The sequence below is a fragment of the Paenibacillus sp. Y951 genome (assembly GCF_056786395.1).
The window spans coordinates 396397-409521 of record NZ_JBXCIY010000001.1; the positions used below are offsets into that span (position 1 = coordinate 396397).

At 38.5% G+C, this 13125-nt stretch carries 14 protein-coding genes; 12 read left to right on the forward strand and 2 right to left on the reverse strand.

Features of this window, described 5'->3' with window-relative positions; genetic code table 11:
* Window positions 1–35: 35 nt before the first annotated feature.
* The 6 genes from AC1TPB_RS02130 (at window position 36) to AC1TPB_RS02155 (ending at window position 6801) form a co-directional block, all read left to right on the forward strand.
* Window positions 36–776 (forward strand): pseudouridine synthase, encoded by a 741-nt coding sequence (locus tag AC1TPB_RS02130; RefSeq protein ID WP_482074964.1) that lies wholly within the window; start codon window positions 36–38, stop codon window positions 774–776.
* 87 nt (window positions 777–863) lie between these two features.
* Window positions 864–1391 carry a redoxin domain-containing protein gene (locus AC1TPB_RS02135; protein ID WP_482074965.1) on the forward strand — a complete coding sequence of 176 codons (528 nt, stop codon included), beginning with the start codon at window positions 864–866 and terminating at the stop codon, window positions 1389–1391.
* Between the two features lie 263 nt (window positions 1392–1654).
* A complete protein-coding gene (gene resB / locus AC1TPB_RS02140; protein ID WP_482074966.1) occupies window positions 1655–3322 on the forward strand; it encodes a cytochrome c biogenesis protein ResB in 1668 nt (555 codons plus the stop codon).
* Window positions 3319–4581 (forward strand): cytochrome c biogenesis protein CcsA, encoded by a 1263-nt coding sequence (gene ccsA, locus AC1TPB_RS02145; protein WP_482074967.1) that lies wholly within the window; start codon window positions 3319–3321, stop codon window positions 4579–4581. Before resB ends, ccsA begins: the two co-directional genes overlap by 4 nt.
* 39 nt (window positions 4582–4620) lie before the next feature.
* On the forward strand, window positions 4621–5337 hold the full coding sequence (locus AC1TPB_RS02150; RefSeq protein WP_258203281.1) for a response regulator transcription factor: 717 nt from the start codon (window positions 4621–4623) through the stop codon (window positions 5335–5337).
* Entirely contained in the window at window positions 5338–6801 is a 1464-nt protein-coding gene (locus tag AC1TPB_RS02155; protein WP_482074968.1) for a HAMP domain-containing sensor histidine kinase, read from the forward strand.
* A gap of 340 nt (window positions 6802–7141) precedes the next feature.
* Here the strand turns inward: AC1TPB_RS02155 and serA are convergent, their stop codons facing one another.
* Together serA and AC1TPB_RS02165 are read right to left on the reverse strand one after the other, a co-directional pair.
* Complete coding sequence (serA, locus tag AC1TPB_RS02160; protein WP_482074969.1) at window positions 7142–8731, reverse strand: phosphoglycerate dehydrogenase; 1590 nt, start codon at window positions 8729–8731, stop codon at window positions 7142–7144.
* 217 nt (window positions 8732–8948) lie between these two features.
* Window positions 8949–9863, reverse strand: a complete 915-nt coding sequence (locus AC1TPB_RS02165; RefSeq protein WP_482074970.1) for a hypothetical protein — start codon at window positions 9861–9863, stop codon at window positions 8949–8951.
* Between the two features lie 53 nt (window positions 9864–9916).
* Here AC1TPB_RS02165 and AC1TPB_RS02170 point away from each other — a divergent pair, with 53 nt between their 5' ends.
* From AC1TPB_RS02170 to AC1TPB_RS02195, 6 genes are all read left to right on the forward strand, one after another.
* Window positions 9917–10519 (forward strand): CPBP family intramembrane glutamic endopeptidase, encoded by a 603-nt coding sequence (locus AC1TPB_RS02170; protein ID WP_482074971.1) that lies wholly within the window; start codon window positions 9917–9919, stop codon window positions 10517–10519.
* Window positions 10516–10752 carry a hypothetical protein gene (locus AC1TPB_RS02175; protein ID WP_482074972.1) on the forward strand — a complete coding sequence of 79 codons (237 nt, stop codon included), beginning with the start codon at window positions 10516–10518 and terminating at the stop codon, window positions 10750–10752. The genes AC1TPB_RS02170 and AC1TPB_RS02175 overlap by 4 nt, the downstream gene beginning before the upstream one ends.
* A 78-nt stretch (window positions 10753–10830) precedes the next feature.
* Window positions 10831–11184: a hypothetical protein gene (locus AC1TPB_RS02180; protein WP_482074973.1), complete on the forward strand. Its 354-nt coding sequence runs from the start codon at window positions 10831–10833 to the stop codon at window positions 11182–11184.
* Between the two features lie 222 nt (window positions 11185–11406).
* On the forward strand, window positions 11407–12021 hold the full coding sequence (locus tag AC1TPB_RS02185; protein ID WP_482074974.1) for a genetic competence negative regulator: 615 nt from the start codon (window positions 11407–11409) through the stop codon (window positions 12019–12021).
* A 144-nt stretch (window positions 12022–12165) separates the two neighbouring features.
* Window positions 12166–12861, forward strand: a complete 696-nt coding sequence (gene prsW, locus AC1TPB_RS02190; RefSeq protein ID WP_482063509.1) for a glutamic-type intramembrane protease PrsW — start codon at window positions 12166–12168, stop codon at window positions 12859–12861.
* A 91-nt stretch (window positions 12862–12952) separates the two neighbouring features.
* A complete protein-coding gene (locus tag AC1TPB_RS02195) occupies window positions 12953–13105 on the forward strand; it encodes a hypothetical protein (protein ID WP_482063510.1) in 153 nt (50 codons plus the stop codon).
* The last annotated feature ends 20 nt before the right edge of the window (window positions 13106–13125 follow it).

The following is a 13125-nucleotide window of genomic DNA, read 5'->3' on the forward strand; positions in this document are numbered from 1 at the left end:
TCGTAATCGTTATGATGGTAGATGAGGTGAACATAGTGGAACGATTACAAAAAATATTGGCTCAGGCTGGTGTTGCTTCTCGTCGTAAATGTGAGGAGTTAATATTGTCTGGAGCTGTTGAAGTAAATGGCGAGCAAGTGACTACAATGGGTGTAAAAGTAAATCCAAATGATGATGTCATCACGGTGAACGGTCGTCCAATTCGTAGTGAGAAAAAAATATATGTTATGTTAAACAAACCAAAAGGTGTAATTACGAGCGCAAGTGATCCACAAGGTCGTAAAGTTGTAGCGGATTTCTTACCAGGAATTAAGGAACGCGTCTATCCTGTAGGTCGTCTAGATTATGACACAGAAGGATTGCTACTGCTAACGAATGATGGAGATTTTGCGAATATGTTAACACATCCCAAGCATCATGTGCCCAAAACATATTATGCAACGGTAAAAGGTGTACCACATGGTAGTTTGTTAGAAAAACTACAGCGTGGGGTAGAGCTTGAAGATGGTATGACTGCTCCAGCGGCTGTCGAATATCAAGATGTGAAAATGGAAAGCAATGAAGCTACCATATCTATTACGATTCATGAAGGACGTAATCGTCAAGTTCGACGTATGTTTGAAGCAATCGGCCATAAAGTTGTTCGTTTGAAACGTGTTCGTTTTGGTGAAGTTACACTTGAGGGATTACCTCGTGGCAAGTTTCGTCATCTAACGGAATCCGAAATAAAACAGCTTATAAAAGAAGCGAGTAAGACACATAAAGTTCATAATTAAGGAATGACGACGGCATATTATGCCGTCGAATTTTCGTTATAATGAGAATATCATTTAGTTGATATAAATAGTGGTGGTGTATACATAATGGGTAAGTATAGGAAAAAGGTGCAAGTCGTCGTTTTACTTGCAGTACTTATTATTGGCGGTTATGCAATTTTTCAGTCGTTCCAAAACAATGATCGTACTAATTTGGTCAAAGTTGGTCAAATGGCACCTGATTTTAGACTAGCTAACTTGAATAATGAACCTGTTACACTTTCAGATTATATCGGAACTCCAGTTGTCATTAATTTTTGGGGTACTTTTTGCGAGCCTTGTATCCGTGAAATTCCGTCGTTTCAAAAGCAATATGAGAAGTGGAATGAACAAGGGCTCGAAATTATCGGAATTAATCTAAGTGAAGATTCATTAACCGTTGCCAACTATGCTCGTAAGTTCAATATGACCTACACGGTTGTAAGAGATGTTGATCGTAAAACAGAGAAAAAATATGGGCTTCGTTCTTATCCAACAACATTTTTCATGAAAGCTGACGGCACGCTGCAAGCTGCAGTCGTTGGTGAGATGACGGAGGAGCAAATGGATGAGCATATCAAGCAAATAATGCAGTGATGCTTTCGAAGCAACTTTTCGTTTCTAAGAAGTAGCTCAAGAGGTTACAAAAAGTTTTAGTATATGCTTCCGAAGCAACTTTTCGTTTCCAAGAAGTAGCTCAAGAGGTTACAAAAAGTTTTAGTATATGCTTCCGAAGCAACTTTTCGTTTCCAAAGAAGTAGCTCAAGAGGTTACAAAAAGTTTTAGGATATGCTTTCGAAGCGACTTTTCGTTTCTGAGAAGTAGCTCGAGAAGTTACAAAAAGTTTAGGAGGTTGAAGTGTGCTTTTACCAGAGAATACAAAATGTGAGTGCGGGCATCAGAATGCAGTAGGTACTGTATTATGTGAAACATGCGGTAAACCTATTGTTCAAGAGGTTATTGAGTCTAGTGAGCCTCTTGAAATGCGTTATGATGGTGTAGCACGTCGTTCACAAAAAGCAAATCCTGATCTGTTAGATAAGATTTGGAATTTCTTTTCCTCTGTGAAGATCGCTATTTATCTAATCATTGCTACATTTGTTGGAGCGATGTTCGGTACTATTTTCCCGCAAGCAAACACCTTTATTAATAACTTTGATCCAAGTATTTATTATGAAGAAACATACGGAACCCCGGGTAAAATATATTATTTGCTAGGACTTCATAATACTTATAATAGCTGGTGGTTCATTACTTTGCTTGTTATGATCGGAACTTCACTTGTTATATGTAGTATTGATCGAGTGCTTCCGTTATATCGCGCATTGAATAAGCAACAAATACGTAAGCATCATTCCTTTCTCACGCGTCAGAAAGTTACTTATACAACAACGATTGAAGGTAATGCGCAGCAGTGGGTGCAAAATTATGGACAAGCTCTTCGGAAAAAGGGATACAAAGTCCATATTGATGATACAGCATTACTAGCTGAGAAAAATCGTTTCAGTCGTTGGGGTCCGTATATTAATCATATTGGCCTTATACTCGTCCTATTAGCACTGCTAGCTAGAGGAATCCCAGGCTGGAATTTGGATGGTTATGTTAAAGTTGTAGATGGTGATACTGTGCCGATTAGTGGTACGAACTACTATGTGAAAAGCGAAGGCTTTAAGATGGAGCTGTATGATAATGCAGAACTGCCTGAAAGTCTGCAAAATACTGGTCGTGTGAAAAATTTTGAGACGAACGCTGTTTTGTATGCGTGTGAAAGCAATTGTAATGATGATTTTGAGCAGCCTCAGCTAACGGAAGTGCTTCGCCACACTATTCTTATTAATGATCCGTTACGCTATGAGGATTTGAAGCTGCATCAATTTGATTATGATCTTACGCCTCGTATCAATGCGGTGTCACCTATGATTATTAACAAAGAAACGGGTGAATCGTTTGGTCCGTTTGATCTGTCCATGGTAGATCCTGAGCTGAGTTATGAGATTGGCCCATACCGAATGAAATTAATAGATAAGTATATGGACTTCTCAATTAATAGCGATGGAGAGCCAATTACGTTATCTCGTGAACCGAATGCACCTGCGTTTATCTTTAATATTCAAGGTCCTAATCTGAAAGAAACAGGAGAAGTGTTTATGTACTTCCCACTTCAAAAGGATAAAGTTCGGTTCTCACAAAATACAATTAACCGTGAACTAACAGATAAAATCGATATTAAAGTCGATGGGATGGAAAACGTTTCTTTCTCTGAGGCAACGACCTTTTTGAATGTGCGCATGGATAAAGCGGTCAAATATTTATGGATAGGTGCAATTATTAGTATGTTTGGCTTATTGCTAGGAACGTATTGGCAACATCGTCGGATTTGGCTACGAATTGATGATGATACATTGACACTTGGTGCTCATACGACTAAAAACTGGTATGGTATGCGAGCAGAAACATCCTATGCACTAGGAAAAGTTGGGATTGAGTTAGAACCTAAGAGTCTTGATAACGGAGGAAACAAAGGATGAGTTTATTAGATTTTAGTAGTTCGATTTTTATTGTCGCATTCTTTTTATATTGCTTTGCGTTTATTTTTTACTGTATTGCTGTTTCTGGTAAAAAGTGGAGCAACCGTGATCCGAAAGAGCATGAAGCACGTTGGAGTAAAATTGCCTTTATCACTTCTTCATCAGGCTTAATTGCTCATATTGTATTTTTCGTCACACGCTGGATTGGTGGCGGCCAAGCGCCCGTAAGTAATATGTATGAGTTTATTACGTTTTTAGGTATGGCGATTATGGTTGCTTATACGATTATTCATTTCATATATCGGAAACCATTGCTAGGTATGTTTGCTTTACCGTTAACGATTATTATTGTTGCTTATGCATCCGTATTCCCACAAGAAGTACAACCATTAATACCAGCATTGCAATCGATTTGGTTGAAAATACATGTAACGATGGCAGCTACTGGAGAAGCTTTCTTCGCAGTTGGTTTTGCAGCGGGTCTAATGTATTTACTCCGAGTGGTAGACTTTAAGGACACGTCCAAAAAAGGTCGTAAAGCGCAGCGATGGGTAGAGTTTACGCTAATTTGTATTCTTATTATTTGTGGATTTATCGTTGCTTCGTTTGGTTTCAAAGGCGTAGGCTACATTGCCCAATTCGAACAAGAAACGGTGTCAGTTTCGGGACTTGGGGAAATTCAAACTAAAGTGGCAACGGTAGAATATACGATGCCTCCAATTTTCAAGCCATTCAATAGTACAGCGCAATATGTCACACCGTTTTTAGGTGTCGATAATGCGTTGTTAGAAACGCCATCTTGGTTTGATGGGGTCAATGCAGGTCGCAAGCTTAATACAGTTGTTTGGTCTATTATCGTAGGACTATTAATGTATGCTATCATTCGTCTTATTATTAGAAAGCCAATTGCTGCGGCTATCCATCCAATGCTTGATGGCATTGATCCCGATGATTTGGATGAAATAAGTTATCGTGCTATCGCTATCGGTTTCCCGATATTTACACTTGGGGGCTTAATCTTTGCGATGATCTGGGCTGAAATTGCTTGGGGCAGATTCTGGGCTTGGGATCCGAAAGAAGTATGGGCATTAATAACTTGGTTATTCTATAGTGCATATCTCCATTTCAGACTTTCTCGTGGCTGGCATGGTAGACCGTCAGCTTGGCTTGCAGTTATAGGGTTTGTTATTGTACTATTCACATTAGTAGGTGTTAATCTATTGATCGCTGGTATGCATTCATATGCAGGCGTCGACTAAGTAAAGGTTAATGATTGTCATAGGAAGGGGTATACTATAATGACAGAATATTTGAGTCGTATATTAGTCGTTGATGATGAGGAAAGAATTCGCCGTTTACTGAAAATGTATTTGGAAAAAGAAGGATATGAAATCGAGGAAGCAGAAGATGGAGAAACAGCGTTATCGCTTGCGATGAATAGAGATTATGCGCTGATTTTACTTGATGTTATGTTGCCAGGCATTGATGGGATCGAAGTATGTACACGGCTTCGTCAAGTAAAAGCAACACCAGTTGTTATGTTAACTGCAAAAGGTGAAGAGATGAACCGAGTCCAAGGCTTTGAAGTAGGCGCCGATGACTATGTGGTTAAGCCATTTTCACCTAGAGAAGTGATCTATCGTGTGAAAGCAATTCTGCGTCGTTCTTCTGCGACGGCATTTTTGACAAAAGAGATGAACACATCCAATAGCATTGTATTTCCACATCTTATTATTGAGCATGATGCGCACCGTGTAACAGCTGGTGGGCAAGAAGTAAGCTTAACGCCAAAAGAGTATGAATTGCTTCATTACTTAGCGGTATCTCCTGATAAAGTTTTCTCTCGTGAAGAGTTATTGAAAGATGTATGGAATTATGAATTTTTCGGTGACCTTAGAACCGTTGATACTCATGTCAAACGACTGCGTGAGAAATTGAACAAAGTATCTGCAGAGGCTGCAAGTATGATTACAACGGTTTGGGGAGTCGGTTACAAGCTAGAGGTGCCGAAGTAGATGAAATGGCTTCGTAGACTGTTCGGGATGCTGTGGCACAGTGTTGTAGGCAAGCTATGGGTAACGATTATGGTATTAGTAGCAGTAGTGCTACTAATACTAGGTGCTTTTTTGCTGCAATATATTGATGTCTCTTTTGATGAAAATGCTCATGACATTAAGGTGCTCTTCATTATTACAGCAATTATTGGTTTCTTGCTATCAACATTTTTTGCTTTTTTCTTGTCGGCGAAAATTCAGCAGCCACTTCTCCAACTAAAGGATGCTGCCGTTTCGATATCAGAAGGAAATTACTCGACTCGTGTTCATATTGACTCCTCGGATGAGATCGGTCAACTGGCACAAACATTTAATAATATGACTGAACAGCTAGAGAAGCTTATTCATGAACTTCATCATGAAAGTAATCACTTATCAAGTATATTGCGTAGTATCGGTGATGCTGTTATTACATTTGATGCTAACGGTGAAATTATATTGACTAATCCTGATGGACATTTGTTAACACAAAAGTGGCAAAATATGGAGGAAGAATGGTCAACTGGTGAAATCGTTAATTATCCGATGGTTCCTGCACCGATTCGTGATAGTTATGTGAAGGTACTCCATCATGGTAAAGAAATTACAGATAAAATACATGTACAGAGTCTTGTATGGTCTGTTGTATTAACTCCGTTAATGTCTGCTAGTAAGATGCGAGGTGTCGTCGCTGTTATCCGTGATGTGACGGAAGAGCATAAGGTTGACAAAATCCGGCGAGATTTTGTTGCAAATATTTCACATGAAATACGCACCCCTTTGCAAATGCTACAAGGCTATAGTGAAGCGCTATTAGATGACATTGTTGTTTCTCCAACAGAACGTCAGGAGCTCGTTCAAGTTATTCATGATGAATCGCTCCGAATGGGTAGGCTAGTCAATGATTTTCTCGACGTTGCTAGAATGGAAGCCGGTCATATGAATATGAAATTCCAGTACGTAGATGTTAATATGCTTCTCTCGCGTGTTACACGCAAGTTTATCGTGTTCGCTAAGGAAAGAGATGTAGAACTAATATCGGAGCTATCGGAAGCAGCTCTGGAGCTGCAACATGCCGATGAGGATCGACTCGAGCAAGTGTTTACGAATTTGATTGATAATGCATTTCGTCATACAGATTCCGGAAAACAAGTTATCATTCGTTCGAGTAGTGTTATATTGAATCATGAAACATTTATCCAATTACAAGTGAAGGATCAAGGACACGGAATTCCGTCCGAAGATATTCCTTATATATTTGAACGTTTCTACAAAGCGGATAAAGCTAGAAAACGAGAAGATAGCTCAGGAACGGGGCTAGGACTCGCAATTGTGAAAAATATTATCGATCAGCATCATGGTAATATCGCTGTTGATAGTATGATGGGGCACGGTACGGCATTCACGATTCTTTTGCCAGTTAAAGTCCATCAGATGATGCAATAAGCGGACTTTGATAACGATGATTGACTTCGGAGCTTATTCGACATCGAATATGAAGCGAACTTGGGAAGTCCGGTACGCGTGTACTAATTATGTACACTTGCGTTTCCTCCTTCCTCAAGTAGCGCTCCATCTTCTTGGTTCTGAAAGTCCGCTTTAAAAGAGGTTCCTTCAAACGGTAAATGTGATGTAGATTGCTGTAGCAATTTGGCAGTCGCAGCTAATACCGTCGAGGAACCTCTTTTTTCGTAGAATTGTCATTGTTTTTCTTGTTAATCGTGGAACATGAAAAAGGGTATCGAGAATTCTTCTCGATACCCTTTTTATTAACATTAACTTAATATTAGATAATAATTTCTTTTGCTGTAATCAATTCAGGAAGGTCTGTAAGCTGAGTTAGAACCTCTTTTGGAGTTCCTTTATCAACGCGTAGTATCATGACTGCACTACCGCCTTCATCTTGACGACCAACTTGCATCGTAGCAATGTTCACATCGTTGCTACCAAGCAATGTACCAACGCGACCAATTGTACCTGGTTTATCATTGTGAGAGATCAGAATGAAGTGACCACGAGGTGTAACGTCGACATTGTACTTGTCAATTTGAACAATACGAGGACCGTAGCCAGATAATAAAGTACCAGCTGCAGAACGCTCTTCTTTATTCGTGCGTAGTGTAACCGTTACTAAGTTAGTAAACGTGTGTGCCGTACTAGATTTTTGAACAATGATATTAACATCACGTTGTTTTGCAGTATGCATAGAGTTAACAACATTTACAGTGTCTTTACCCAGATAATGAGCTAGAATTCCACGAACAATATAACGTGTTAGTGGTTGTGTATCTACATCAGCTAGATCGCCAGAATAGTTAACAGAAATTTCTTCAACAGCACCTTCTGTACCTTGGGCGATAAAGCTACCAAGTGTTTCACCAAGCTCGAAGTAAGGCTCAAGCACTTTACGTACTTCCGCTGGAATTGGAGGCATGTTAACAGCATTCATGAACGGCTCATCGCGCAAAATATGGATAACTTGCTCGGATACATCGATTGCAACGTTTTCTTGTGCTTCAACAGTTGATGCACCAAGATGAGGCGTTACAATAATTTTTGGATGATTCAGGAACGGGTGATCCGCTGCTGGAGGTTCAACTTCGAATACGTCGAATGCCGCACCAGCAACAATACCTTCATTAATTGCATCAACTAGTGCGATTTCGTCAATAACGCCACCACGAGCGCAGTTAACGATACGCATACCAGGCTTCATCACTTCGAATTGGGCTTTACTAATCATATGTTTTGTCTCAGGAGTTAATGGTGTATGAACCGTCATGAAATCTGCATTACGAATAATTTCATCAACTGTAGCTAATGTAATACCTTGCTTTTGCGCACGTTCTTCAGTTAAGAATGGATCATAGCCAAGAATGTTCATGCCAAATGCTTTAGCACGTTTTGCTACTTCGCTACCGATACGTCCCATACCAAGCACACCTAATGTTTTTGTGCGAAGTTCAACACCAAGGAAAGACTTGCGATCCCAAATTCCTTCAGTAGTCTTTTTGTAAGCTTGTGGAATGTGACGAGCAAGTGCCATCATCATTGCAAAAGTATGTTCACATGTTGTAATAGTGTTACCGTCTGGAGCATTAATTACGATGACGCCAAGTTTCGTTGCTGCTTCAAGATCGATGTTATCTACGCCTACACCAGCGCGACCGACAACTTTTAATTTTTTCCCAGCTGTCAAAATTTTCTCAGTTACTGTTGTTTGGCTTCTTACAAGTAAGGCATCGTATTCACCAATAATGGATACTAATTCATCTTCAGATAGACCAGGCTTTTTGTCTACTACGATATCTTCGGCATCAACAAGTTGTTGAATACCAAGGTCACTAATTGGATCGGATACAAGTACTTTGAACATAATTACAACTACCTCCTGGATGTGCGATGTAATCATCGCAATTAGTATAGACTTAAAAAACTCTCTTCCGCACCGATGAAAAGTGGGTCGAGAGTTTCATCAACGAACATAACGGTCATTCTTATTCTATAGCAAATCGATACATAAAATCAATGCTCTAGAATGAACAAAAAGCGAATTTTCGATCTGATTTGTGAAATTCCGCAAAAATCCAACTTTATTCTACATTAGGATAGAAGAAAGGAATTTGTGGAAGAAACTCTTGTGAATACAACTTATTCTTATTAAGATTATAATCGCCAGGTCTTACAGCTGCAGTATTCATTAATAAAGTCATAATCTCATCAATAGTCGTTAGATTCATGGCTTTTGCTTGTCCAGATGCAATAAATTGATCAATCGAACTTGTCAAATCATGTGGCAAAAATTCAACAAATGTTTTTTGCTCCGCTAAATAGTTCGCAATAATTTCATTTTTAATTACGAGCGGATATTCGCTCCATGTTGAAATTTTTTGGCTAACGTTTTTGTCGAAATCAGCTGGAATGTTCGGATCTATCGATTTTGCCCATAAATACATCGTCTCAAAATAAAGGTCTTGACCCGTTAATGCTTGAGATACGGCAGCTTGATAAGTATCGTTTGCGTTTAGCAACTCAATGACCTCTTCATACGTAATAGATGAAGATTTCTTTTGCAGTGTAGCGGCCACCTTTTCGAATTGATTAAGGCTGCGAATATAATTTTGTTGTGCTTCGCCTAGCTGTCCAGCTGCTTGTAGGTTAAAACTTGCAGCTTCAATTGCTTTTTTACTTGCTTGACCTTCTAATTCTTTATATAGTGAAGAAACATTACTGACTTTTCGATTAGAAATATTATAGAGTGCCTCAGACCAATCTAATTGAAATTCTCGGTAAGGAGAGTATACAGTAAGATAGAATGAAGCAAGCTCTTGTTGTTGATATTGATAATCAGTTTTGTCAACGTTCACCTCATTAAGATGAGCATATTTTGTTTCGACACGCTGTGTACCAAGATTCAAACCATAGAAAAAAGCGACAACTGCAAAGACAAGCATTCCTAGAAACATAATTGTGTAAAGAGTGGCAGTTCTTGAAAATCGGTTATCCATTTTATTTCTCCTTTATGTAAAATAATGATCTAACTTAGAACGGATGTGTACAGATGAAAAAAAATAAATTCAAATTTAGAAAAGTTCAGTTCCGCAAAGTAACGATTGATGATCTTGATGATCGGATGTTGCTCATTAACTTATATGCAACTCAAGCACTTACTCTTATTATCGGCTTAGTATGGGTAATTTTACAACAACAAAATTTGTTTTCATTATTATCTATTCCTTCATCAATTACAAATGTTTTTTTATGGGGTGCAGGATTAGCGGCTGTAGCCATTTGTGTCGATTTGGTGTTATCCAAATTTGTGCCTGACGAGGTTGGGGATGATGGAGGAGTTAATGAGCGAATATTTGGCACACGTGCTGTATGGCATATCGCACTTATTTCGTTTGTTGTTGCCATTTGTGAGGAACTATTGTTTCGCGGAGCAATGCAGCACGCATTTGGCCCCTATTGGACAAGTATTATTTTTGCTGCCATTCATGTAAGATATTTGAAGCATTGGATACCAACAGGTCTTGTTTTCTCGATTAGCTATGGGTTAGGATGGATATATATCCAAACAGATTCTATTTGGGCTCCGATTATTGCACATTTTCTCTTCGATTTTATAATGGGCTTGATGATTCGTTTTAGGAGGGAATCATGAGTAGAAAAGAAAAGTTCAGTCGCACTACACGAAATTTTAGACAGCGAGAGACGGACGATCGTATTTACTTAGATAATGACAGTGAAGAGACGAAGCTTCCAGCACGAAGCAAAAAACATCCTTCAAGTAAAAATAAGCTTAGTCGTATTTATTATAATGTTTTATTTATTTTGTTTGTTGCTCTTGTTGTATTTTTATTTTGGTACGGCAACAAATATTATTCATCAGCTTAAGGGAAGTTTGCCCCTATTTACCTTTCTAATTTTACGTATGAGCTCTTGTGTGGATGGTCATTCTATAGAAGAAGTCATATGAGAAGAGAGGTGTCAGTTATGCGAATGAATAGCTTAATTGTAGGTGGCGTAATTGGGATGATGGGTGCGGTGTATATCATGCAGCGCAAGCCAGAAACGGTTAAAACGGTGACGAACATGATGTCTGATATGAAAAACAATATGTGGAATAAGGCGGCTTCTAGTCTCTTCGCGGGTGGAACATCAACTAGCGCAAGTAAGATGGGGGCATCCGCTTCAAGTGAAACAGACATCAAAAAGCAGGAACATGGTAGTAATGAAACGCTCATTAAAGACATTATTGAAAGTGATCCGCAATTACAAAGTCAATTTAATGAAATTACAAAAGAGTCTCAAACTGTTAAGCACTAATCAATATTAATTATTAGACTGATCCTCTTCATTGGGGATCAGTTTTTATTTTTAAAATTACTAATCTAATGATGAATTATAAGAGGTATAATTTTTGTTTTTGTAGTGCAATCATGTTCAAGACATGATAAAGTATGCTTATAGCGTTGTAAAAGAATTTGGAAACATTCGCTTTTTCTTCACATAAGCTATAGTCAGATGCTGCAAAGGGGGGATCCTGTCATGAAGATCGAAAGATTAGGTCAGGACAAGATAAGGATTTTCCTCACTTACGACGATTTGTTGGAGCGGGGTATCCAGAAGGAAGATATGCTGCGCGAACCTCCAAAGCTACATGATCTATTTATGGAATTAATGGAACAAGCTTATACTGAGCTTGGCTTTGAGGCAAGTGGTAGACCATTAGCAGTGGAAGTGTATGCGATGCCTGCACAAGGCATGTTTGTTGTCGTTACACGAGGTAAGCGTGGCGGTGAATCTGTTAATGGCTTTGGTGAGGACGATGATCTTGATGATGAGTTGTATGATCTAGATGTAACGATGGAGCATAGTGACATCATCATGTATTCTTTTAATGACTTTGAGCATATCATTTCGGTTTGTAAAGCCTTAAAGGCTTCTCAATTAACAGACGGCGGAACATTATTTTCGTATAATAATAAATGGATCTTATCCATTGAACCATCAGATATAGAATCAACAAGCTTTAATTCTGTATTAGCGATTCTAGCCGAATACGGTGATGCGACGTCAGTAACTTATGCAATGTTAGAAGAATACGGTAAAATCATTATGGCTGAAGAGGCTGTAGATCAGATTTGTACTCACTTTCAATAATGTTCAATTAACAGGAAAAACGAAAAAAGAACTTTGACAGTAAAAAGTCAATGTTCTTTTTTTCGTTTTTCGTTATAATGTAATAGAGAAATATAATTTGATTAAACTTGTACATTTCCAATCTGAAAGAAAGCAGGCAATATAATGTTACTATTTTCCGTTATTTCTGCCGCGGTTGCTCCAGGGCTCTCATTACTTACTTATTTATATCTTAGAGACAAATACGAAGCCGAACCGATTCATATGGTTATTCGTATCTTTTTATTAGGCATATTACTCGTTATCCCTATCTTAGTATTACAACGTGGTGTTGAACTATGGCTTGGAGATGGACTCTTTGTGCAAGCCTTTATCCAATCTTCAGGTGTCGAGGAAAGTATTAAATGGTTTGTTCTGTTTCATCTGATCTATAATCATACTGAATTTGATGAGCCTTATGACGGTATTTTATATGCTGGGGCAATCTCACTTGGTTTTGCTACACTCGAAAATATTTTGTATTCGATTTTCATGCCAGCAGATTTCAGTGCAATGCTATTGCGTGCATTATTACCGGTATCAGGTCATGCATTGTTTGGTGTGTTAATGGGCTACTACTTAGGCCGAGCGAAATTTTCTCAAGGCAAGGAACGGAAATATTATTTGGTAGTGTCACTGCTTGCGCCAATTCTAATGCATGGTGCTTATGATTGGATCATCCTCGTAAGAGAAAATGATTGGATCTTTGTTATTGTTCCGTTTATGATCTTGATGTGGATATTTGGTTTATCCAAAATGAAATCTGCCCATCTGCGATCACCTTTTCGATATGTTCGTGCAAAAGACGAGGTTAATTTATAAAAATTCCGTTCATACTATGACTACTGGTGAAAGTTCAAAAGGTCTGTTTTTTGAACTACCTCTATTAGTTTTGAATGTGGAGGAATAAATAATGACTCGTATCAAAGTATCAATACGTTGTAGAGTATGTGGTGAAAAGTATATTTTGCGAGGCCGCAAAGATAATGGAGTATATGATACCGGCTTCAAAATGTGTATTTGTGATAATTGTGACGACCTAGATATTGAAGAACACCCAATCTAATACTAATGATGCATAAAGCT